Below are 24,969 nucleotides of genomic sequence, written 5' to 3'. Positions count from 1 at the left end.
CTATTCCTAGAAAACACCCTTGATAAACACGGCTAAATCCAAGGGTTTAAAGAAGATTGATATTGATAATGTTTAAATTCCTCAGTTGTGCAAGCAATTTGATGATTATGAGGAATTTTTTTCATCTTTAATCGATGATAAAATTCTCCGAACGAGGCGACCCCTGACAAAAGCAAGAGTCGCAGGAAGTGATAGAGATGTTTAGGAGCTATTACTCCCCCCAAACCAAACCCCTTCCACTGAAAAACGAGATACCAAATCGCTCCATAGAAATGAGTGTATTTGATGCTCGTAAAGATGTTACTACGAAAAGGCTCATATTGAACATTTTCTAGGAAGCTATCAAAATGGACTAGCGGTTGATAGTCACCTAGTAGCTGATCCCCTCGATAACAATCCAGTAAGCCTAGGTTAGCTTTTCGTTCAACTAATTGATTTAATTGTTCGTAAATCTCGACAAAAAGTGAATTGACTGTCTGACGATGAATCTTGACAAATCCCTCAATAAAGGAAACATTGAGATGCCATTTTCCCACATACAGGGGTACCAAAATTCCGAACCACCAGATGTACTCGAAATAGATTCGCCAACTCATGATACTGGCATGACCGAGTTGAGTTTTGTGATCGCGCATAAGTTGATTCACTCCTTCCGCTTGTGCGAGATTAAATTGGTTGTAAGCTACGCGTTTAACCTCGGCATCTGCTTCTCCTGCTAACTTCGATCGAATGACTTCAGTAACACTTTCGATGGCAAAAGTGGTCAGGGATGTACCCATAGAATAAAAAGCATCGAAAATATAAGCCGCATCCCCAATCACATACCAATTATCTGCCGAAAGAACTTCCTTACTGGTGTGAGCGATTCTCGGCCAGTAGTGAAAATCGATCTTCTCTCCACTGCTCAATAAATCATAAAGAAGTTTGTGATTAGCTTTGAGAAATGCGTAAAACTTCTGTTCTTGATTTAGATAATCGGCGGGAATAATTTCATGATGATGGATAACTCCGATCGAAATTTCTTGAGTGTCTGTGTCCGTGGGAATCATCCATAGCCAATGACCTTGCCCGAACCAGTGATTGGTGGCATAGTAGTGACTACAGGATGTGGCTTCTGGATCATAGCCAGAGTGAAAAAGAGTTCGATCAATATTTTTAACCCGTACCCATGCCGAACCCGTATTTACACCACAAAGATGCTCCGGATCGAAAATAACATTATCCGTTTTTTTGCCGATAATAAATTGACGACCAGCGGCATCTACTAAATGTTTAGCAGTTAATTCAATCACTTCATCGTGCAATTTCACCTTGACTTGATGGGGATCATTTCCGGGATGAATAGTAACATCAACGACACGACCATTATAAAAATCAACTCCCATTTCCTTATTCATTCGTAACAGATCCCGCTCAAATTTAGCTCGATTCATTTGGCTAGAGGCAAGGGGGGGCTGTCGATTCGTCCAAATATGGTAGTAATCCTCGATGGTATCGGTTTTGTGAGAATCTTTTGGCCAGTGAAAATTTAAGCCAAATTTGGGAGGATGATTTTCAATCATGTATTCGTAAAGACCCAACTCTTTACAAATAAATAAATTAGCAATTTCTACCGTTGACTCGCCAATTTTTAGATCCTTATCGCTACGATTTTCTGGACGAGGATCGATTAAAGCGATCTTGATATTGGGAACCTTAAGCATCAGGTGACGGGCTTGGCAAACGCCCGCAAAACCAGCACCCATAATCACAACATCATAGACGAATTGCCGAACAGAATTAGTGGTTTTCATCATGACAATTACCGAGAACAGGAGTAAATAGAGACAGTGGAACAGAAAATTTAGCTGATCGTGCTAACAATGTGGGCTGGTAACAAAGAATTGGCTTCAGATTGGAGCAGAGGTACCGCTCCCCTGGAACCCTTTTTCATCTCCTTTTTCACACGAGCAATATAAGGCTCATAATCCACTTGCATTGTGTGACGGGCTGAATAACCGTAACGTTGACAAACTTGTTCTTTTTCTTGGAAGATTTCCCGTTTCATTGTCCTAGAATCGGGCAACTTGTACTCTCCTAATAAGTATTGACTAATCCACTGACTTTGTAATTCAGCGATCGGCATAACCGGACCGATCGGTTGTAATAGGCCAATAAAAAATAAATCGCGATAGTCAGGGTGAAAAACATGATGGAATAGTTGTACCTCATTATTTTTAACCTCGATCACTTCTGAACGGAAAAAAGGAAAGCTCACGTTATAGCCAGTGCAATAGATAATTTCATCCACTTTTTCTCGGCTTCCGTCCACAAAGATCACTCCATCTCCATCTAACTTTTGAATGTTGGGTTTCGGTTTAACTCGTCCGTGAGATAGGGCGGAAAAAATATCGGAACTGATGGTAGGATGAGCGTGCATATAAGGATGATCGGGATCGGGGAGACCATACTGGCTTAATTTTCCCACCTGCAATTTCACCGCAAAAGCTTGAATTTTTAATTTCCAGGAGAACGGTAAAAAACGAGGAATTGGCGCTAGATCAAGCGGGGTTCCTAAAACGTGTTTAGGAATAATATGAAAGCCGCGTCTTACGGATAAGTAAGTATTTCGAGCAATCCGAGATACTTCAACGGCAATATCCATCGCAGAATTGCCAAAACCGACTACAACAATATTTTTATCCTGATAAATTTCCCCACTCTTATAGTAATGACTATGGGTTTGTTTGCCCTCAAATTCTCCAGGAAAAGACGGGTTAGGCCAACGAGGATTCCAGTGGTGTCCATTGGCAACAATTAGGGCCCGATAATTATGGCAAGATTGATCGTCGAGAGTAATTTGCCAACCACCCAATTCTAGGGGTTCAGCTTGAACGACTTTTGTTTGAAAATGAATATGGGGCTTAAGGCCAAAATGCTCGGCATAATCATCAAAGTATTGAGCGATTTGACTGTGATGCGGGAAATTAGGATACTCCTCCGATAAAGGATAATCGGAGTATTGCATCAGTTGTTTGGATGTGTTAATATGCAGGGAGCGATAGGCACTGGATAAACCATTGGCATTGTTATAGACCCAAAGACCGCCCACACGGTTACTCATTTCATAACAATCAAAGGCAATTCTTCGCTCTTTTAAGACCTTACAAGCTGCGATGCCTGAAGCACCAGCACCGATAATACATACTCGATCGAGCAGGGGATTCATCGTTCTATGTTCTCCAGAGTTTCAAAATTTCACTCGAAAAAGTCAGGGAGGAAATCAGGGGTACCCCTGATTTCCAGAGGAAATTTAATGCTGTTCAACTACTCGATAATGATGTTCCAGAACCGCCGGAAAAGCACCCCGTAGGATGGGCAATAAACGCTCTGTCCAATTCATAAAAACATTCGGTTGGGGACGCTCGATCGCTCGGGCAATTACTGCCGCCACCGTATCGGCTGAAGCCATCGGCACTGGAGAACGACCATCAATTAAATGCCCGGAACGCTTTTGGGCAACTTGCCAAAATTCTGTCTGAGTTTCCCCAGGACTCACCAAAACGACTTTAAATTGATGGCCCATCTCGCGGCGAGCAACGGTGAGTAGGGATGAAACCGCGCTTTTCGAGGCACTATAAACCCCGTAACCCGTGGGCAAAGCATAGGCAACGACAGAAGAAACACCGACAAAAACACCTTCGTGAAGATGGGGAGCGCTAGCTTGTAAGGTGTAGAGTAAGCCGAAGAGATTCACATCGAATAATTCTCGGGCTTCCTCCTCGCTGGTTGCCAAAATCGGCTTTGTAATGCCGAATCCGGCGTTGGCTACGGCGGCATCTAAACCCCCTAACCCAGCGAAATGATTGATCGCCTCGAATTGTTGGCGACGGTCGCGCACATCGAGAGGATAAAGGTAGGCCTTACCCCCCGCTGCCTGTACTTGTTGGGCAACCTGTTCTAGCTTATCTTGACGACGGGCTGCTAATCCTAAAATATGACCCTCTTGCGCTAATTTAATCGCTAAAGCTTGGCCAATGCCACTAGAAGCACCAGTGATGAAAATACGTCGCATAATTCCTCCTAAGATTGGATAATTGAACAAGAGCAGGGATATTTTTGATGAGAGAGAGAGAAAAGAAATCAGCTTTTTCTCGGGGGGTAAACATTGTCTGAACGGGGTAACTTACCCTAGAAAATATCTACACTTGCAAGGGAACTTTTTCCGCTTCCATTTCGGGAGATTTAGTATCTACTCCCTCGACTGTCCAAGGTTGAAGGGTATCCCCATACTGATACTCTTGAAAAGCCTGTCTCATTTCGGCGATCAATCGGCTTTCGCTGCCATGATTCCCAGTTAAACTATAGATGATATCTCCCAGACCAATGTAAATAGAGGTGGTCAATAATTTTGCCATTGTCCCCAGAGAACGGGGGTGGCAAACTTGGGACAGACCGCCACTTTTCCATTGCAGTTTTAGATACCAAATGGTCAGATAGAAGAAGGTTTTCTTCATGCTGGTAAATACGCTGGTTTGTTTTGGTTCATATTGGGCATTTTCGAGGGCGTGGGTATAACGCTTAGGGGTGTGATAGTTCCAAATCAGTTGATCACTACGGTAACAATCCATTAAGCCGATATTTTTCTTTTCGTCCACCAGTTGATCGAACTGATCGTGAATTTCATAAACTAGACTTCTGAGGGTTGTTTGGAAAGTTTGGACGAACTGGGGGATAAACTCTAAGTCTAAGTGCCATTTGCCCACAAAAATGGGGATCAAAATGCCAAACCAAATCATGTTTTCAAAGTAAATTCGCCAACTCATAATACTGGCATCTCCCAAGTGACGACTATGGTTATGCATAAAGAGATTAATCGAGTTGATCAGAGTCAGATTGAATTGATTGTAGGCTTGGCATTTTTCCGCCGCGTTGACTTCTCCGGCTAACTTGGCGCGAATAATCTCTGTAATACTATCGATCGCTGATACGATCATCGTCGATCCGAGAGAATAAAAAGCATCAAAAATACAAGCAGAATCGCCAATCACATACCAATTATCGGGAGAGTATAGGGTTTTACTGGTGTGAGCGAGCCTCGGCCAGTAGTGGAAATCAATATTCTCGGCACTGGTGACCAATTGATAGAGAATATTATGGTTTGCCTTGAGAAATTCATAGAATTTTTCCTTACTATTGAGGCTTTCACTGGAAATATAATCATGGTGGTGAATCACACCGATCGATAATTCCATTGTCTCTATATCAGTGGGAATCATCCATAACCAATGACCTTTACCAAACCAGTGATTGGTGGCGTAGTAATGACTACAGCTTGCTCCTGTGGGGTCGTAACCAGAATGAAAAATTGTTCGATCGACATTTTGAACCCGAACCCAAGCTGAACCAGTATTTACCCCATACAAATCCTTAGAATCGAAACTAATATTATTAGTTTTCTTGCCGATTAAAAATCTTCTTCCGGCCGCATCTACAAGATGCTTACCCTGTAACTCGATCGACTCGTTTGGTAATTTAACCTTAACGGTATGTAGTTGATCATTCGGGGTCAAATCGATATCCACTACCCGGCCATTATAAAAATCTGCGCCCATTTCCCGATTCATTTTCAGCAGATCGCGTTCAAATTTCGGGCGATTTAGTTGCGTCGAAGCTAAATCCGGTTGCCGATTTGCCCAGATATGAAAGTAATCATCGATGGTTTTTGTCTGATCATTGCGCTTGGGCCAGTGAAAATTCAGACCGTATTTCGGGGGATGATTTTCAATTAAATATTCGTACAATCCTAAATCTTTGCCAAAAAATAGTGTCGCTACTTCAACTGTAGATTCTCCTAATTTGAGATCCTTTTCTGTCCGATTTTCGGGACGAGGATCAATCATAGCGATCCGAATATTAGGAATTTTGAGCATTAGATGTCGAGCTTGACAAAGGCCAGCTAACCCGGCCCCCATAATAATTACATCGTAAGGGCGATTAGACATATTTTTCACGGTAACAACTCCTAGTATTTAAAAAACTTTGGTGGCTTGAATATAGCCGCTCAAGAGATAGGAAAAAACTGATTTAGGGAATACTTCAACTTCGCTAGATTTTTTTCTGGAAAGATTCGGCCAAGAAATTGAGCGATCGGCTCAGAAAGCGTCTTGAATAGTCGAAGGTAAAAAACTGGGTTGAAATTGGCCTTGTTGATCGGCAAGAAGCCAAATTACATCCTGTTCTCCCACGGCAAGTTTCTGGAAATTACCCGCCGCATCCTGACGGAAATACTCGAAACCTAAGGTCATTCCCCGTTCAAATACAGCCCTCAGTTGCATAGAAACGTGAATTTCTTCAAAAGGGAGAGCTTCTCGTAAATAGTCAATCTGACTACGAAGACAACGAAATTCTCCTCGTTGGCCAGAACGTCCATAGAATTCGGGGACTAGGGAGTAACCGAAACGATCACGTAAACGACCTTGCCAATCACTATAGATGGCGAAGTTAATATTTCCGATCGCATCCGTTTCTTCTAACGAGGTGAGAAAGGATTCTTGCCGGAGTAATTTTCCTTTCTCGCGGGGATAATGGCCGCGGTAGAGTTCCTTGCCCATGGAGAAAAGAGAAGGAACTGGCGAAGTTTGAATCGGTTCATAAAGACCCGCCATAAAATCCGCTAAAAACTGGGGCAGGGGGTGAATTTTTGAGCCTTGACTAGGAGAAATTTCTGTCCAAGTCATGGTTAAAGTACTATGGGCAATTTTTGCTCGTATCTCTTGCTCTGTCACCCGAAACCAGTCGTAACCAAAATTAACAGTTGATCCAGAAACTTCCTGCACCCAAAAATGAACTTCTACTTGATCCTGTAGTCCTAAATCTCCAAAAATCTCTACTTGGCTACGATTGGTTACCATTCCCCACCGTCCCGTTTTGAGATATTCCCCCAAGGTATGACGGATCGGTTGAATTGCCCGGTCTCGTACTTGTCCCATCCAGTGAAAGAAGTAGGAAAAATAAACATTTTGGCTAATGGTTGCCGTTTCCTTGTAACCCACAGGCCAGCGCCAGATTAGTTTTTGCAAGGGAGTGGAAACGGTGGTTTGGGGAGGGGAGGAAATGGGAGTTGAATTGACCACCACCGCTACCATTCTTTGAGGATTGCGGGTAAGTTTCACCGGAAAGGTAAGCACAGATAAAGACTGACCAGCAACGAGGCCTCGAAATAAAACATTTTCTCCGAGAGATCGTTCTAAAACTAAGTCGATGTCCATGGCTTGGGTAGCTTTCCGGAGAGCTTCTAGGGCGGCCCAGATGCGAGTTGCTGCCTGGTCGATCGATTCTACTCCTCGAGCGAGTAATTGTTGAAGTAGAAGTTCTCGTTTAAAACTCAGTAAAGCGATCCAATCTTGGGGACTTCGTTGAGTAATGGGGGCGATATCGCACCCTTGCCGACCATAACCGGAGACACACAGACAGAATTGCTCATCATGGGATAGGGAAACCCCGACATTTTCCACTCCCGCTCCTTGCAGTATCGGTTGACCTGATGTTAACCACTGAATTTCAGGAGTTTGAGGGAGTGGTAAACCATCAATCCCCGGGGGAAGAGTTGTTCCAGAAGTGATCGAATATAGCGGTGCTTTCATCGTTTTCCCTGGTTCCCAAGAATCAACGGCGGAAGTAATCGTATCTTGTCTGAATTTGCCCATCTTGAAACATTCTCCGAAACTAGGTGGAGAGAATGAGACGTTTTTCGCACCATTCTCCCGGAATGATTAGGAAGGATTGAGGAAATTTCCGACTGTTTTGGCGAATAAGGGAACTTCCTGTTGTCGGCGCTCACTGCTGGGTAAATTTTGTAAACCGGGTTGATAGGTGAGCGCTAGGGTTGGGGCATCGATCCCGAAGGCTTCGGCCGACTGTTTCAATTGTTCTTGTAATCGCCGTTCGTCCCGTTGACCAGGATTGGCGATTTCCTCCGCCGTGGGATTGTCGCCTCGATGTTCTAGAATCCTTAACTGATAACCTTCTAACGTTTCCAAAACCTGCCCCTGCTCGTTGACTGCCGTGACAGTGGTACGATACTCTTTGCCCTCGCGTCCTTCATTGATAGCTAGTCCAAAACAGGATTGGTTCCGGGGAATTTGGTATAGATCAATACGATCAATGCGGATGGGTAAACAGATATCTTGAGGGATAATCGGTTGTACTGATTGCAGAAGAGAGTCGCGATAGTAGGGATCACCGAGGAGGAACGGGCCATCGGCTCGATCGAAGGTTTCTTTTTCCGCTCGTTCGCCGCCTACTTGGGTGGAGAATAGGAATTCTTTCGAGTTGAGACGATAGACATTTTTCAGTCGTTGAAAACGGCTTCCTTGAAAGAGTAACCAACCGTAAAGATCCTGTTTGGGGTCAAGATCTAGGGGTCGATCGGGTACAGTTACCGTGGAGAGGGGAACTTCGGCGCTTTGATCGTCGAGAATCAAGGTGGCGGCAAAATGGGCGATGGTAAACCCTGTCCGTTCCGTACGGATTTCGGCGCGCACTTGTAGCGGCTCAAGAGGAGATTTCTTTTCGAGAACTCGCGCCCAAATTTCGATCTCTACTCCCTGTTCGGGATCGACAACGATCGGTCGCTCTAAGCGGATATCTTGCAGACGAAGCCGAGAAAATGCTGTTTTTTGGCTGACATAGAAGGCGGCCTGAGCCATCGCTTCTAAACCGAAGACAGTGGGGAAAAGATAGGAACCGTTATAGATATGATCCCGAACATAGGAGTCTTGAGTGAGGGTAAGACGGGTACGGAAACCCACTTCTACTCCCAATTCGATGGTGTGAATATTCTCGATAAATGAGAAAGAGGCGGGGGGTTCGTAACGATGGGTACGCCATGTATCAAAGCCCCGTCGCATGGTTTCCACGCCGCCCAATTTGGACGTGACCACTACTTGAGAATCGCCGGGATCTTTAAACATCAGTTCTAAGAATCGATTGACTCCATCTTCTGTGGGCATGGCCTCAATGCCCATCCGGTTGAGATTCCGAACCGTTCCCATGCGTGCCCCCATGCCCACTTCTGACCAGACGCTAAAGGCGATCGCCAAAACCGACGTTTCTGGGTGTCTTTCGCCAAAGTTGCGAAGTAGAAGGTCGAGGGATTCATTGGAAAAGCCATACCAAGTATTCCCGGGTAATCCCAAAACCGCACTAATGGAGGAGAATCCGACAAAAAGTCGCGGCGGCATTTCTTCTAAGGCTTCCATTAGGTTCAAAACGCCCAGGACTTTGGGGGCTACTTCCGATTTGGCCTCGCCGAGAGTGGAATTTTCCACCCGACGGGGTTTGTTTAACGCCGAACCATGAATCACACCGGTGATCGGGCCTAGCTCTTGGCGAACACGAGTAACTAGCTCTCGGACAGCGATCGCATCGGTGACATCACAGGAATAGTAACGACAGATCAGCCGTTCTTCCGCAAACGCCCGTAGGGTTTGGGCGATCTCGCGCGCACTAGCATCAAGGGGATCATCTTGGGGATGGGGAGAACGCCCCACAAGGGCGGTTTTGACTCCAGTGAGTCGAGCGAAAGCGATGGCACATTCGGCGGTAATTCCCTTCGCACCACCGGTAATCAATACCACGTCCTCCGTTGACCAAGATAGGGAACGGGAAGCGTATTGGGTGCGATCCTGTACTTTCGGGCGAGGAAGGCGACGGATCGATTGTTCATCGTAGCCCACGGCTAAATAGGCTTCTTTGCGTCCGATTTCACCAATGATGGTTTCGGTCAACGCGGGCGAGGGGTTTTGGTTGGGTAAATCGATCACCCGTACCTTCAGATCTGCCCGCTCTAAATGCAGACTAGCGGCAAAGCCCATCGTACCGCATTGTTCCAGATTGCTCATTCCGGGTAAACGACCGAAGTGACCTCCCCCGAATTGAAGATAGGCGACGGTGACATATTCCCGTTCTAATTGCTTGGCACTGAGGGGAGTGGCGATCGCTCTAAGGCGAGACATAGCTCGTAGTAATCGCGCCGAGGAATCGCCATCCCCTCGCGCTTTTTGCGGCAAAATTCCCAAGAAGTGCGTATATTTCGGGTTTTGAATCCCTCCTTGCCAGGCCATTTCTTCGTAGGTGATCTTCTCGACCATCGCACCCTTGTCTTGCCAGTGCTTCTCCAGCATCTGCACCCAATCCGTTTCTTCCGATTCCGCGACGATGAGAATGCGCGCTTCTGGCCAATTGTCGTAAGCAAATAAATTGGCGGTTTCCCAGTTTTCTCTTTCCTCTGCCGGCAGCTCGATCGCTTCTTCGGGGGAATATTCTACTACGAAGTTACGAACCCAAGGAGAAGAGCTAGAAGCTAGAGAGGGAGCGGTTGGGACGGGTGAAGGATTGTCCGTCCCGAGCGATTGACTATGTTTGGCTAAAATCTCAGCGATTTCGCTCAAGGGGGCATTCGCAAACTGAGCGGGGTCGAGCTGGCCGGCAACGCCCAACTGTTTCGCCGCTTCCGCTACTAATTCTGCGGTTTTAATGGAGTCTAAGTTCAGGTCATCCAGTAAGCGCGATTGTAGGGACAAACTATCGATCGGAAACCCCGTTTTTCCGGCAACTAATTCTAGCAAGAGGCGAGAAATCGTTTGCACATCCTTTCTAGATTCTGTAGTTACCACTGGATTCGGGGTAGAAGGCTCCATTGAGGTAGGCATCACTTCTCGCACGGCTTCGAGAATTTCTTGAAGAGATGCGTTCGCTAGAGTGGTCGGATCCACTTTTCCCGCTACGCTGCACTCCTTGGCAAAATCCGCGATTAATTCCCCTCCCTTAATAGAATCCAAATTTAAATCATCTAGCAGTCTTGCTCCTAGGTGAATAGTATTTTCGGGAAATCCCGTTTTCCGCGCTACTAAAACAATTAATTGGGTTTCTAAATTGGCAGGAGGTTGGCTGGCCACGGTGGGTACAGATTTCGCGGGAGCAGCATCGACCATAACCGGTGGTTTTATTGTAGGATTCTCTAGGGTCGGAGCCGAGAAAGAATGGGTCGGACTTTTCCCATTGTTCGGGATATCTGAAGGCTTAAAGTTACTGCCTAGAGACTGTAAATCGGCGCGGATTACTTGAGCGAGAAAGGAACCCCTTTGCTGAAAATAAGCTGAGAGAATTGTCAAAATTCTCTCATTCATTTGTTCGTTGGGAGAAAGTTTTTCGTGAGTCATGGTATCATCCAGCGAATAGGTTTACAGGAAAGAGAGGTTTTCTAAATCAGCCCGAATTAATTCGGCTAAAAATGAGCTTCGTTGCGAAAAATAATGACTGAGAAGGTCGCTCATTTCCTCTGTGGATAAAGCAGGTAAGTTCTCTAGAGAAGCTGATTTAGATGTGGTTTGAAGTGGAAAAGGGATGATTTGATCGAGTTCCTCACGCTCGAAATCGAAGGAACGCTCACAAGGATTATCAATGAACAGGCGTTCTGACGCTGGAATAAATGGACGAATCAACCGATTTTCGTAGAAAAAATTCCAATTAATACCAGTTCCTTGCACAAATATCGCCGCAATTGCTGTATTCAGATCTCGTGTATTACCCACTTGAGATTCTAGGGGCAAACAGAGGGGAACTTCAGCGATTTCCGCGGTCAATCCCGAAAGAACTTTTCCTGGACCCACCTCCAATAAGAAGTCACATTGACGAGCAATCTGTTGGTATAGAGAAATAAAATCAACTTGTGCAGTAATTTGGTCAGCGAAGTGTTCTGATAGAGAAATTACTTGGGAAACTTGCTGTCCTGTTTTACTAGATCCTAACCACAACTTCGGCGTTGGATATTCCGCAAAAGAGCAAGTTTGGCGAAGTTTTTCCGCCGCCGCAGCCACCATTTGCGAGTGAAAAGCGTTAGCGACGGGTAATTTTTTTCCTTGAATCCCTCGCACCAAAGCCCTTTCAAGAACCGCCAAAACATTATCGACCTCACCCGAAATCACTGTTTGCCTGGGGCTATTTAAATTGGCGATTGTCACATATCCCGCGACTCCTCGTAGTAACTCTTCCGCTTGAGAACGGGAACAAGCTAAACTGGCCATTGTCCCTGTAGTGGAACTACTCTCCGTCATCACCTGTCCCCGGAGGGCGGCGAAACAAAGTAAAGTTTTTTCGTCATAGCAATCCGCCGCTTGGAAGGCCGTTAATTCTCCTAAACTATGACCGCCCACAGCCACCGGTTTAATTCCTAATCGCTGTAAGTATTTCTGCCATAGTAAGGACACAAAACAAACCGTTTGTGGGGCGATTTGGGTTAAGGCTTGGAACCAATTTTCCACCTCTTCGCGATTGATGGCTCGATCGAGAGGACGGTAGATCACCGGACCGATCGGCACAAATCCCGCTTCTTGCAACCATTGATCGGCTTGGGAGAGAAAATCCTGCGCCCAGGGGTAACGTTCCACCAACATCCGCGCCATATTTAAACGTTGCGAACCTTGGCCGGGGAAGAGAAAGCCGATTTTGGTTCGTTGCACCTTTTCGGCTAACCAAAGATCCTTTTGGGGAGAGACGCGCATTTCTCCGCTTCTAAGGGGGGACTCTGTGAGCAGTAGGGAGAGGCGATCGAGTCCCGTGGATAATTCCCCGGTAGTTGCTGCGATCAGGGCGGCCCTCGTAGAGCAGTGTTCAGGTAATTCTTGCGCCAATTTAGCCGCTAAATCGGGCATTTCTGCCAAACTCATGCCTTCTACTCGCGGTTTCAGCTTTTCGACGATTTTGAACAGGTCTGTCGTTGAATTCGCCCCAAAAACAAATAACTCTGTATCTTGGTTAGACACGAATAAAGCTCGTTCGGCTATGCCAGATTTGAGACGAGTTGTCGCCGGATCGCCGGAAGAAAGGGTCACATGGGAGTTAATGCCCCCAAAACCCATCGCCGACACTCCTGCGCGTAAAACCTCCGTTTCCGGGTAGATTTCCCCTAGTTGCACTGGATATAAACATTGGGCGCTCTCCTCGAAAACGGGATTCGGTTCTTGACAGTTAACGGTAGGGGGAACGATCCGCTGATTAACCGCCATGACCGCTTTAATGAAACCCCCGATCCCGGCCGCCGCTTTCGTATGACCAACTAGGGATTTAAAAGAAGTCATGCCACAGGAACGAGGGGGGGCAGGTTTCGAGGCGTTCATGGCTAGGGCTACCCCTTCAATTTCAGCCCGATCGCCTACGGGGGTTCCGGTTCCATGTCCTTCAATAAAATGAAGAGACTGGGGACTATAACTGGCTTTTTCGTAAGCTCTTAATAGGGCTTTGGACTGTCCCACCTTGGAGGGTGCGGTAATGCCTCCTTTGCCGTCGGAGGACAGAGCCCAACCGTCCAACAGGGCATAAATGTAGTCGCCATTGGCCTGTGCGTCGGCTAATCGTTTGAGAACGACAAAACCAGCTCCCTCCCCAGGGATAAAGCCACTGGCACGGCGATCATAAACCCTCATATCCTGAGCCGTCAGTGCGCCGGTTTTGGCGAAACCAATTAATTCAAAGGTATCGAGACTGATATCAATGCCACCGGCTAAGGCCATGTCTAAATCGCCATTACTTAAAGCGTTGGCGGCAGTGACAACGGCGATTAGGGAGGAGGAACAAGCGCCATCCACGGTATAACCACCACCGTCAAAATTAAAAAAGTTACAGATTCGTCCGGCTATGGTGTTGGACAGTCCTCCAGCAAGGGTATCTTCGGTAATGGGTGGGAAAACGGATTTATAGAATTTCTCCATTGTTTCGAGAAGTTCTTCCACAATTGTTCCAGACAGTCCTTTGACTTCGGCAGCAGCCCGCAAGGCTCTTCGTACGTAGGGCCAACGTAACCGCATCACATTCGATCGAGTATGTTCTCCAGTTAAGGAATTGCCGAGAATGACCCCGGTTTTTTGGGTGGGAATGGTATCTCGACGATACCCAGCATCTTCGATCGCTTTGTTGGCCACTTCTAAGGCTAACCAATGCACGATGTCGGTTCCATCGACCGTTTTTTTCGGAACTCGACGATTAATCCAGTCGAATTGAAAGCCATCAATGAAGGCCCCGCGTGTTCCGTAGGTTTTATCGGGAGTGGCGGGATCGGGATCATAATATTCCGAGAGTGGTAAACGTTGGTCGGGAAACTGGCGAAATTGACAACGACGCGCCAAAATATTCTCCCAAAGTTCGCTTAATTGGTTGGCACCAGGGTAATGGCAACCCATTCCGACAACGGCTATAGGATGAGCGATTTTATCGCTTTGAGTTTTCGGCATTTTTTTCCTTGTTTTGAGGACAATAATTGTGTTTGATAACTATCTGGTTATCCTAGGAGCGGGGGAACCCAGCTAGGGGACTTGCGTGGGAATAATATCCCAGCCAGGAAATCGCTCTGTAGAAGAATCAGACCAGCCAGATGGCATATTATCAAAGCGCAAGTCCCTAGGTCTTTTTTCGGTATTTCCCGAAAGCTTATGATTTATTGTCATTTAGCAATTACAACTATCTCATTGGCACTCAAAATAACCTTGATAAAATCACGGTATATAAGCCAAGGTATTCAATTATTCAAAGTATTTTCCAGAGAAATGTTAAAGGGAAAACTTTAGCATTTACTCTATAGTTGTAACTTGTTCACAAGTATATGGGGAAGTTTCAGCAGTGACAATCGAAGTTTAGGATGTTAAGCAAGAAGATAAGCGGCTCTTCTCGAAGTTTAGGATGTTAAGCAAGAAGATAAGCGGCTCTTCTCGACTTTGTGTGATCATCAGTGCTGATCATTCGTAGGAGTCTTGGCGACGGCAAGGCTTTGAAGAGTCAATTCGGGAGCATCTCATTTATGCAAGTGAGTCATTATACTTGTCCCTAAAACTGGTTTCTAGCAAGGCTTTCAAAATAGCTTGACATAAAACCTGATTTGGGGGTTACAAAGGTGAGATGCTCCCTTTGAAGATTGGAAGAGTATATTTCTGGAAAATTATCCCTATTCTTCTTCCTTCCACACAGAAACGAGGAGAGCCGATAAGCAGTAGATGCGTTTGGGAGTTTACCTCTTTCTAATGGTTATCTCTCATCAAGAACCTTACTGCTAAGTAGTCGGACATAAATTCTGTTGTCTATCTTAAGAAATGTAAATTGCCGCAATTCTTACTGACGACCGACGACCGGCTACTGACTCCTTACCCCACAGTTAACTTTACTTTTGTCCAACTACTTATTTAGGGTTTGCTGAATAAATCGTAACTGCCGAGGTAGAGAAAAAAGGCGGTAGAATGTGAACCATGACTTACGAAGAACAAGCCAACAGAATTAAAGCATTAGAGAAGGAAAATCAAGCTCTGCGGGAAAAGATAGCCGAGCTGGAGAGGAGACTGGGATTAAATACTCAGAATAGTTCTCAGCCCCCTCAACAGACGGACTTAAGAAGGAACAAAGAACAAACAAGTTTTTACTCAAGTTCTCAAGGGGGAAGTTCTGGTTTTTTCCTAATTTGTCAAGACCTCGGTAGTTACGTTACTTTTTACTTTTGTAAAAGGGTTTTTTAACGACGGTAGCGGGGTAGGTGGTGCCGCGGATTTCCACTTCGATCGCCTGTCCGATCGAGGCGAAAGGTGTGGGAAGATAGGCTAAAGCGATCGCTGTGTTTAAGGTTGGTGATAAAGTGCCACTGGTGACTTTACCCACCACTTCCCCGGCAAATACTACCGGATAATCGTGACGAGCGATATGTTTGCCGGACATCTGCAATCCCACCAAGCGCCGATTCACACCATTAAGTTTTTGGTCTTCGAGGACATTGCGACCGATAAAATCGCCTTTTTCTGGCAGATGAACCAACCAATTTAAGCCTGCCTCTAGGGGACTCGTGCTATCGTCGATATCCTGTCCATAAAGGGCTAAAGCTGCCTCTAAACGCAGGGTATCCCGGGACCCTAAACCGCAGGGAGTCACCCCTAAATTTAAGAATTCTGTCCAAAGTTGCTGTCCGATTTCAGGAGGGGCCATAATTTCAAAGCCATCTTCTCCCGTGTAACCGGTCCTGGCGATAAAAACTTTTTCCCCGAAAAGCTGGCTTTCCCAGTGATTAAATAGGCCGAAATCGCTTAATTTTTCCCTGATCAAGGGCTGTAAAATCGTGGCTGACTTGGGTCCTTGCAGGGCGATTAAGACCCTTTCTCGGGATAAATCCTTTAATTTGACCCCCGATCCCTCTAAATTGCCTAAAATCCATTCTCGATCTTTATCGGTGGTTGAGGCATTAACAATTAATACGCCTTGGCTTTCGCTTTGGTAGTAAAAGATAATATCATCGATTATGCCACCGTCTGGGTTAAGTAAAACGCTATACTGTGCCTTTCCTGCCCTTAAACGGGCTAAATTAGAAGGAACTAGGGTTTGGAGAGATTGAACCAGATTATCTCCAGTTAAGATAAATTTGCCCATGTGGGAAATGTCAAACATCCCGACACCGTTGCGGACAGCATTATGTTCGATTTTTAAGCCGCTAAACTGTATCGGCATCTCCCAACCCGCAAAAGGGGTAAATTTGCTGGTTTGTTGGGCAATTAGCTCGTATAAGGGAGTACGAATAGCGGGGGAAGTTGCTTCTTGGTTAGCCACGGTGATCTCGATCGAATGGTTTTCTGCCTAGAGTAGCATAGCAGTTATCAGGAGACAGGAGACTCCGAGACAGGAGACTCCGAGACAGGAGACAGGAGACTCCGAGACAGGAGATTATTTTTATTTATTCTTCCTACACCCCACACCCCACACCCCACACCCTACACCCTACACCCCACACCCCGCTTCCCCACTTCCCCACACCCCACTTCCCAATTCATAATTCCCACTCCCTTAACCTTTCTCGCACTCTGTCAATGGGAATTGCTAAACCGCAGCCTAATTTAACGGCATTTTCTAGGGGTTTAGGAGTAGAGGGATTGGGACAAAATAAACCCGCTTGGGAAATCACTCCCACCACTTGATTTTTATCGTTTAAAACTGGACTTCCCGACTGTCCAGAAACGACAAACATGGATAAACTTAAGGATTTTTCGTCATTATCATTAACAGTGCCTTTGCTGACAGTCCAATCTTTTTGATTAAAAGGATTACCGATCGAGATTACTGGTTGATTAGCGGCAATTGGTAGGGGTGCTAAAGCTAAAGGTTTTAAATCTGGGGGGGGATTTTTTACCTCCAATACTGCTAAATCGAGCCAGTCGTTAGGGGGGGTAGTGCGGAGAATTTTAGCTTTTGAACGCTTGGGAATTTTTCCCTTGGGTGGTTGGCTATAATACTCGACAAAAATGCGCGCCTCTGCATCGATTTCTTGACGGGAATTCGTCACCACATGGCGGTTAGTCACGATCCAAGCTGTATCTTGATCTCGTTTTAATAACCAACCAGTGCCGATACCATTGTTATTTTTGCCACGAATGACAATTTTAACAATTGAGCGTTTTAAATTCACCAGAGGATCACTCTTAACACTGGGAATTATCTCTGGCATTTTTAATAATTCGGGATTGTCGTGAATTAATCGTCCCCGTTGGATTTCCTGTAAAATAAATCTAACTTCTGATAAATTGGGATCGATTTCTACTGCTTGCCGACACCAATTTAGACCCTCATCGATCTGACCGCTATTGATATAGATATAACAGAGATTTTCGTAAATCTCGGCATTTTTGGGGCTAATTTGGCGCGCCTGTTGAAAAACTGCCATCGCTTCCCCTAGTTTTCCCTGTTCCGCTAAAGCTTTCCCTAAATAATTATAAATATCCCCATCTTTAGGGGTGTAAATTAAAGCCTGTCGATATATTTGCTCTGCTTCCTGCCATTTTCCCTGTTTTGCTAGGGTTTCTCCTAATTTTTTGTAGGTTTCACCCTGACTAGGTATCAATTCTAGAGCTTGCTGATAGGCATAACTGGCCTCTTCCCAGAGTTGCTGTTCACTGTAGGCCTTTCCCAGATAAAAATAGGCTTTTCCCTGACTAGGATCGAGAAAAACCGCTGCTTGCAGAGCTTTCGCCGCCTCATCCCAACGTTGTAAACTATAGAGAGCTTTTCCTAGCTGAAATTGCGCTTTAAAAGTTGGTTTAATGATAATTGCTTTTTGGTAAGCATCGATCGCCTCTGACCATTTTTCCTCTTGCGCGAAGATGTCTCCCAAAGCTACTAAATGATTACTTTGGGAGGGTTCCATCGGTGGTTTATCGTTAACGATAAAGGCATGATTATAGGCTTGTAAGGCTTCAGAATAGCGTTTTTGACTTTGTAAGACCTGAGCGATTTTTATATGGGCTTGGGCCGAATTTTCGTGAAAAGATAAAACTGTTCGGTAAGCAGACAGAGCCGATTCCTTCTCCCCCGCGGCCAAAAGTTGATCGCCTTGCCAAAGATAAGCCAAGGCAATCAGATAAAAAATAGCAAAGGGAGCGGCGGCGATGAAGGCAATAATTACAAATATTTGCCAGGATTTGCCAGAATAGCGGCGACCGATTTTAAGCTCTTTTCTTTTCATTTCTTGGTTAGGATAGACAACAGGCCAGAGGTGGTTCGATAATCGCCCTAGACCAATTTAGATGCGCGGGCTGCTTACACATATTTTTGCTTTTCCTGTTGCCCTTTCCGCAGTTCTGCTCCTCCTTCTTTCTGGGGTATGAATGTAATTTTGTGCAACTACTTACCGATTACTGCTGCGAGCGCTGGGTAGGATTAACATAGCATCACCGAAGGAATAGAAACGGAAACGCTCTTGGATAGCTTCTTGATACAATGCCAGTAGTCTTTCCCGTCCGATTAAGGCACTGACTAACATCATCAAACTGGACTTGGGTAGGTGAAAATTAGTGATCATGCCGTCGATAACTCGCCATTGATAACCCGGATAGACAAATAAATTCGTTTTTCCCTGAAAAGCGGTTAATTTCTCGCTCTTACTTTCTTTAATTGCCCCTTCCAAGGCGCGAGCTACCGTGGTTCCCACGGCGATAACCCGGCCACCTCTAGCCTTTGTTTGGGCGATTTTTTCGGCAGTTTCGGCGGAAATCTGCAAAAATTCTTGGTGCATTAGGTGTTCTGTAATATTTTCCACTTCCACGGGACGAAAGGTTCCCACTCCCACATGAAGGGTGACATAGGCGGTATCTATACCCTTCTGGGCGAGCTTATGGAATAATTCGGGAGTAAAATGTAATCCGGCCGTGGGAGCGGCCACAGAACCCTGTTTATCGGCGTAAACTGTTTGATAACGGTCTTCTTCCGCCTCTGATTCAGTGACGTAGGGGGGGAAAGGAATATGACCGTACTCCTCCAACATATCCCAAAAACTGCGCCTGGGATGACGTTGAAATTGCAGCAGACGACCACCGGTGTTCAGATCTCGATCGATTACTTTCGCTAACCATAATTTTTCTTGGTCTTCCGTCGGCCCTGTTTTCGGATAAAAAAGGACTTCTGAACCGACTTTAAAGCGTTTTCCCGGTTTCACCAGAGATAACCAACGATGGTCATCTTGTTCTTCTAATAGTAATATTTCTACGGGTGCGCCCGTGGTTTTACGTCCAAATAAACGGGCCGGAATCACGCGGGTATCGTTGAAAACCAGCAAATCCCCCGACTCTAACCAAGTGGGTAAATCCCGAAAAATAGCTAAATTATGACTATTGGGAGAATCTACCACCAAAAGACGGGAACTGTCTCGGGTTTCTGCGGGATTTTGGGCAATTAACTCCGGAGGAAGGTGATAATCGTAGCTGGAGAGTAATTGGTCAGGGGTCATCGTCATTGTCATCATAAAGATCTTCGCAAAAGTTGGGTAATCCTACCCAGGCGAACTTCACTAAATCGGGGATTTCTCCCCTTGGTATCGAGAACGGTTTATCGTCAGACTTAGAGATATAACACTAATCGTGACTATTAGCCAATAGCCCGGCGGCCACTATGGACTATCTCTATTTTCTTGCTAATGCTAGTTTAACGCTACGAGTCACCGAATACCTGCGATCGATGACTCATCTGCCTTCCTCCGTCATGACGGTTATCCATCAGATTAACGGTTGGGTGGTCAAGGTAAAGTTTAATCAAATGCTGACTCCTTGCCAACACGGTGATTTTCGCGCCTACATGAATGAGTTAGGGATTCCCTATCAACCGGAAATGCGTCTCCAGATGGTTTTTTGGAGTTTGGAAACGGGACAATCTCCTATTGATGTCATGCGTCGTTATCAAGTGGCGATCGTGTCCCATGGTACCCCGGATCAGCAAGATATAGAGGCTTTTCGGCAACAATTTACTAAGGGTTTAGGATACTGTCCGGAAACTCTGGCCTAGGGTTTATTTTCTCTCGGGATGCTCTTCTAGGGCAACTACAGGACTTAAATCGTTGATGTGATCAATTAATTGATACAAGCGTCCGTAGCTCTTGCCATTAAAGTAAAAAACTAGACGAGGTAAATGGTGGGTGGAATCCCGATTCTCTCGTTCTAGAATTTGACTAGGTGCGATTTTCCCCTTAACTAGGATATCGCCGAAGTTTTGGTTAATTTGTTCGATCTGTTCCCCGCTTAGTTCGTGGTTAAGACGAATAACAAAGGATTCTCCCACAAAACGGCTGGAGTGATACACCCGATAGAAGTGGCGAATTGTTTGACAAGCGTAGTCTAGATCGTTGGTAATTGTATAAAAATTCCGATCTTCGGCGGATATCAGTCCTCTTTTTTGCAGATTTTCACTAATTTGTTCTTGCCAAGTTTGCCAGTAATCCCCATCAGGCTCATCAATTAATACTAGGGGTGCAGGTCCGTATTTACCGGTTTGACAGAGGGTAAGCGTCTCAAAGGCCTCATCTTGGGTGCCAAAACCACCGGGGAATAAAGCTACTGCGTCACTTTCCCGCAGAAAAAATAGTTTTCTGGTAAAGAAATATTTAAAATCGATTAATTTGGCATCATTTATGATATAGGGATTAGCCCCCTGTTCAAAGGGTAGCTGAATATTTAATCCGAAGGAATTTTCCCGTCCAGCACCTTCGTTACCTGCTTGCATGATGCCACCCCCAGCACCGGTTAACACCATAAAACCGTATTGACTAATACAGCGAGCGAAGTCCACTGCCAGACGGTATTCACTGCTGTCGGGTTTGATGCGTGCCGAGCCAAAAATGGTAAGTTTACGAATGTGACGGTAGGGGTAAAATACCTGAAATCCCTTTTCTAGATCTTCGATCGCGTAGGTTAAAATTTTCCAATCCAGGCGATCGATTTCCTCCTCGGCAATTCTGACTATTGCTTCCAGAGATCTTTGAATCCATTTACCATCTTTTAAGTGGGGCAAATGTTGCAGCAATTTCAGCAAGTCTTCGGTTAATTCAGAATAGGAATTTTCCATTGGTGGGTTGGGTTTTGGGTGTTAGGGCGTTGGGGTGGTCACTGCGTGCGCGTTGCGGGGGGTTTTAGGGTGTTGGGGAAGATATTTCTTAGTCCCCATTTCCCCATTTAAGTAGGGAGGCACAATTATTTGTAGGATGGGTTAGCGGTAGCGTAACCCATGCGGGCGTTGGGTTTCATGCTTCAACCCAACCTACGTTCATCTTATATTTAATTCCACCCACCTACTTATATGTCCATTAGTTAACTATTCAAAAACTTAAAGATCACTGTTCAGGATTATTTATTGCTTGATTAACTTGGGTGATTTGGGTTTGAAAATATTGTTCACGATAACGGATAGCTTGGGCTAATTCCGCACCTTTTTGGAAAGCGAGTAAAGCTTGGGGATAATTTTTTCTCTCTAGATAAATTTGACCGATTTGATCGTAGGTATTCATTAAACCGTAGTAATTATAACCCAATTCATGGACTTTAATTAATTCTTGATATATTTGTAAAGCATAATCTACCTGTTGATAACTTTTATAGAGTTCGGCCAACTTATTTAAAGCTTCTCCTGCGGTGCCGTACTGTTGTAAAGCAAAAGCGAGAGAATAGGCTTCTTGAAAGTTTTGGCTGGCTTTATTTGCATCTTTTAAAGCTTGGTAATCTAAACCAATTTGAATTTTTAGAGCGGGGATTAACTGTATTTGCTGATTTCTGATCTGGGTTTCAGCTATTTCTTCTTTAATTTTCACGGCGTTAGCTGGTTGCAGAGATTCTCGATAAATTTCTGCTAGTCTTTGCAAATAAATTCCTTGAGTTAAAGAATTATTCTGTGCCTTAGAAATAGTTAATAATTCTTCGTAAATTGGAGCTGCTTTTTGATAATCAAAACGGGATAAATGAATTTGACCAAGTTGATTTAGAGTCGCTTCTACTGCCACATTATCCCCAGATTGTCTGGCATTAGCTAGGATTTTATTATAGATAATTATCGCCTCATTAAAAGCTCGTACCTGTTGATAGGATGTACCTAGTAATGCTAATAATTCCCCGTCCATTGTCTGGTTAGTTTCTGCGGTTTGTTGCAGAGATTTTAAACGAGCAGTAATTAATTTAACATCCTCGGTTCGATCTCGATTCCAAGCTGCTAACCCCACTTTTCCCAAAGATTTTACTTCTTCTTTTGCTCCTAAATAACGATTTAATTTAATCACTTCATACCAGATAGGAAAAGCTTCCTCATTTAATCCCGCATCGTATTTAGCTTGAGCTTCAGCATCGCGTTGATCGATGTATAATAAAAGTTGACGACGCTCCAAGGGAGTTAAAGGGCGATCGATTGCGGGTAATAAAGGACTTTTTAGGGGAGTTTCGAGGGGATTGGGTGCAGGGGTTTCTGTTTGTGCTAGGAGAGGAAGGGAAGTACCGATCAAACAGAGCCATAAACCGAGAGAAAAACGTAGCATAATAGATTGATAAGAGCGTAGTAGAGGATGATATTTTGTGATCGATCGATTCTATAAGAGACTGACTGCCGAAAATTTGCGTTTCCCAATTTTGGGTTTAATTGCTAGTTTGATTGTAACCTTTAGTCTGGGGGCCTGTGGTGTCTCCCCGCAAGTTTTAGCAGAACAACGAATGTTTCTACCCCTCTCGGTCGAGTTTTTGGGAGAATATCAATTACCACAAGCGGATTATCAAGGGACAAGGGTGGGAGGATTATCGGCAATTACCTATGATCGTGCCAATAACCGCTTTTATCTCCTCAGTGATGATCGTTCTCAGAAAGCTCCGGCCCGCTTTTATCGGGCTAGTTTGCAGATAAATGGTGAAAAAATCGAAAAAGTGAATTTAGAGGCAGTCACGTTCCTAAAAGATGGCAAGGGAGAAACGTTTAAAAAGGGATCGATCGACCCGGAAGGTATCGCTTTTTCGCCCCGACAAACTTTGTTTATTTCCAGTGAAGGTGCGGTTAAACAGGGAATTGCTCCTTTTATTGCTGAATTTGATTTGCAGGGACAATTAAAGGAGTCTTTGTTAATTCCTAATCGCTTTTTACCAGATGATAGCAATCAAAAAGGAATACAGGATAATTTAGGGTTTGAATCCTTAACTTTAGGGATTACCAGCACTCTCAAAGACGATCCTTTTCGTTTGTTTACTGCCACAGAAAACGCTTTAATTCAAGATAGTCCCACGGGAAAAAGAGCAGAAAATCTCAGAGTGCGACTTCTTCATTATGTTATTGATCCGATTGGTGCGCCTGTGTTAGTATCAGAACAATTGTATGTGTTAGATGAGCCACCCAGTGGTGCGAGATACTACGGTTTAACGGAATTATTAGCTTTAGAAAAAGAGGGTTATTTTCTCAGTTTAGAGCGAACTTTTGGTTTAGAAGGTTTTGGAGCGAAACTATTTCAGGTAGTTAATGGGAGTGCCACCGATACCTCGAAAATTGCTCGGATACCGGGAGAATTAGAAGCTTTACAGGTGCAACCCTTGCGGAAAAAATTATTACTAGATTTAGGGACTTTAGGGATTGATTTAGATAATTTGGAAGGAATGACCCTCGGTCCAAGATTAGCTGATGGCAGTCGCTCTTTGATTTTAGTCAGTGATGATAATTTTAATCCGAATCAGGTCAATCAGTTTTTACTATTTCGACTCAAGGAAAAATAAACAAGAGATGGTTAATTCCCTCACCTATCCCCTTCTGGGAGAAGGATTGGGGTGAGGACTACCAATCAAGAAAAATGGGATAAATAGCCGGTTTAAAGGCACAACGGCCGGTTAATAATCACTTTTTTCGATATCTTTGCGAATATCATTCAGGTCAATATAGCGATCGGTGGCATTTCGCAATTCCCTAGCGATCATCCCTTCCGTAGAAACTACAGTAATATGAGTATTTTTAGAGCGCAATAGTTCGATCGCTCGTTCAAAATCGCCATCACCGCTAAATAAAATCACTCGATCGTATTGATCGACGGTATTAAACATATCGACGACAATTTCGATATCTAAATTAGCTTTCTGGGAAAAACGACCGGAACTATCATCATAATATTCTTTCAAAATTTTTGTTCTCACCGTATAACCCAAACTAATTAAAGCATCGCGAAAACCTCTTTGATCTTGGGAATCTTTTAACCCCGTGTACCAAAAGGCATTAATTAACATAATATTCGGGTCGTTGGTGAAGTAATTTAACACCTTACGCGGGTCAAAAAACCAACCATTTTTTTGTTGAGCATAAAACATATTATTGCCATCCACAAAAATCGAAAGGCGATCTTTCGGACGGCCGCCACCATTACAATGACAAAGACCGGCTTCTGTCATACAAAATACATACCTAATTTTTTATAGAGTTTAACTATAAAATTACTTTTTATTGACATACTCCCACCGTCAAGCTACGCTGTGACGGGGGATTCTTTCCATATCACTATCGGAAATTCCTTGTTCAACGAGACAGCTTAGATTCTCAATGTCTCCACTGAAAACCCAGAGACCGGACTCTCCCAAGGCGTTTGGGTCGGTTTCTGTTTGCCCAACAGTACCGTTGAGATGATTTCCCAAATATTGTAACCCT

General features: G+C 44.7%; 16 protein-coding genes and 1 pseudogene. 3 read left to right on the top strand and 14 right to left on the bottom strand.

The window, feature by feature from the left end; translation table 11 throughout:
* Positions 1-32: 32 nt before the first annotated feature.
* From IM456_RS11070 to IM456_RS11040, 7 genes are all read right to left on the bottom strand, one after another.
* Positions 33-1,796 (bottom strand): NAD(P)/FAD-dependent oxidoreductase, encoded by a 1,764-nt coding sequence (locus tag IM456_RS11070; protein ID WP_287694438.1) that lies wholly within the window; start codon positions 1,794-1,796, stop codon positions 33-35.
* Between the two features lie 47 nt (positions 1,797-1,843).
* The gene (locus IM456_RS11065) at positions 1,844-3,208 is read right to left on the bottom strand and encodes a flavin-containing monooxygenase (RefSeq protein WP_287694440.1); all 1,365 of its coding nucleotides are present in this window, start codon (positions 3,206-3,208) and stop codon (positions 1,844-1,846) included.
* 84 nt (positions 3,209-3,292) lie between these two features.
* Positions 3,293-4,054 carry an SDR family NAD(P)-dependent oxidoreductase gene (locus tag IM456_RS11060; RefSeq protein WP_016517237.1) on the bottom strand — a complete coding sequence of 254 codons (762 nt, stop codon included), beginning with the start codon at positions 4,052-4,054 and terminating at the stop codon, positions 3,293-3,295.
* 127 nt (positions 4,055-4,181) lie between these two features.
* Positions 4,182-5,993: an NAD(P)/FAD-dependent oxidoreductase gene (locus IM456_RS11055; protein ID WP_287694443.1), complete on the bottom strand. Its 1,812-nt coding sequence runs from the start codon at positions 5,991-5,993 to the stop codon at positions 4,182-4,184.
* Positions 5,994-6,134: 141 nt separating this feature from the next.
* Positions 6,135-7,688, bottom strand: coding sequence for a thioesterase family protein (locus IM456_RS11050; RefSeq protein ID WP_103112243.1), 1,554 nt, complete (start codon positions 7,686-7,688; stop codon positions 6,135-6,137).
* 66 nt (positions 7,689-7,754) lie between these two features.
* Positions 7,755-11,204: an SDR family NAD(P)-dependent oxidoreductase gene (locus tag IM456_RS11045; RefSeq protein WP_287694445.1), complete on the bottom strand. Its 3,450-nt coding sequence runs from the start codon at positions 11,202-11,204 to the stop codon at positions 7,755-7,757.
* Between the two features lie 21 nt (positions 11,205-11,225).
* Positions 11,226-14,270, bottom strand: a complete 3,045-nt coding sequence (locus IM456_RS11040) for a type I polyketide synthase (protein WP_287694447.1) — start codon at positions 14,268-14,270, stop codon at positions 11,226-11,228.
* Between the two features lie 1,005 nt (positions 14,271-15,275).
* On the opposite strand from IM456_RS11040, the gene IM456_RS23320 reads away from it, so the two are divergent.
* Positions 15,276-15,539, top strand: a complete 264-nt coding sequence (locus IM456_RS23320; RefSeq protein WP_353737732.1) for a DUF6444 domain-containing protein — start codon at positions 15,276-15,278, stop codon at positions 15,537-15,539.
* Here IM456_RS23320 and gcvT read toward each other — a convergent pair.
* From gcvT to queA, 3 genes are all read right to left on the bottom strand, one after another.
* Positions 15,508-16,614: a glycine cleavage system aminomethyltransferase GcvT gene (gcvT, locus tag IM456_RS11035; RefSeq protein ID WP_287694449.1), complete on the bottom strand. Its 1,107-nt coding sequence runs from the start codon at positions 16,612-16,614 to the stop codon at positions 15,508-15,510. The genes IM456_RS23320 and gcvT overlap by 32 nt on opposite strands.
* 217 nt (positions 16,615-16,831) lie before the next feature.
* Positions 16,832-18,520 (bottom strand): serine protease, encoded by a 1,689-nt coding sequence (locus tag IM456_RS11030; protein WP_149986130.1) that lies wholly within the window; start codon positions 18,518-18,520, stop codon positions 16,832-16,834.
* Positions 18,521-18,682: 162 nt separating this feature from the next.
* Positions 18,683-19,780, bottom strand: coding sequence for a tRNA preQ1(34) S-adenosylmethionine ribosyltransferase-isomerase QueA (gene queA, locus IM456_RS11025; RefSeq protein WP_149986143.1), 1,098 nt, complete (start codon positions 19,778-19,780; stop codon positions 18,683-18,685).
* Positions 19,781-19,941: 161 nt separating this feature from the next.
* Here queA and IM456_RS11020 point away from each other — a divergent pair, with 161 nt between their 5' ends.
* Positions 19,942-20,331 (top strand): hypothetical protein, encoded by a 390-nt coding sequence (locus IM456_RS11020; RefSeq protein ID WP_002733765.1) that lies wholly within the window; start codon positions 19,942-19,944, stop codon positions 20,329-20,331.
* A gap of 3 nt (positions 20,332-20,334) precedes the next feature.
* Here IM456_RS11020 and IM456_RS11015 read toward each other — a convergent pair whose 3' ends face one another.
* On the bottom strand, positions 20,335-21,387 hold the full coding sequence (locus tag IM456_RS11015) for an LOG family protein (RefSeq protein ID WP_149986131.1): 1,053 nt from the start codon (positions 21,385-21,387) through the stop codon (positions 20,335-20,337).
* A gap of 265 nt (positions 21,388-21,652) precedes the next feature.
* The gene (locus IM456_RS11010; protein ID WP_287693128.1) at positions 21,653-22,840 is read right to left on the bottom strand and encodes a tetratricopeptide repeat protein; all 1,188 of its coding nucleotides are present in this window, start codon (positions 22,838-22,840) and stop codon (positions 21,653-21,655) included.
* Positions 22,841-22,877: 37 nt separating this feature from the next.
* Here IM456_RS11010 and IM456_RS11005 point away from each other — a divergent pair, with 37 nt between their 5' ends.
* Positions 22,878-24,053: an esterase-like activity of phytase family protein gene (locus tag IM456_RS11005; RefSeq protein WP_149986133.1), complete on the top strand. Its 1,176-nt coding sequence runs from the start codon at positions 22,878-22,880 to the stop codon at positions 24,051-24,053.
* A gap of 111 nt (positions 24,054-24,164) precedes the next feature.
* Here IM456_RS11005 and IM456_RS11000 read toward each other — a convergent pair whose 3' ends face one another.
* Positions 24,165-24,716 (bottom strand): LabA-like NYN domain-containing protein, encoded by a 552-nt coding sequence (locus IM456_RS11000; RefSeq protein WP_002764933.1) that lies wholly within the window; start codon positions 24,714-24,716, stop codon positions 24,165-24,167.
* Between the two features lie 69 nt (positions 24,717-24,785).
* Positions 24,786-24,969: pseudogene (locus tag IM456_RS10995) on the bottom strand (RNA-guided endonuclease TnpB family protein); the annotation flags it as partial.

Origin of the sequence: Microcystis sp. M079S1 (genome assembly GCF_020246425.1) — a bacterium.
Lineage (GTDB): Bacteria > Cyanobacteriota > Cyanobacteriia > Cyanobacteriales > Microcystaceae > Microcystis > Microcystis aeruginosa.
Note: the sequence above shows the minus strand (reverse complement) of the source record. Positions and strands in the feature narration are given on the sequence as shown.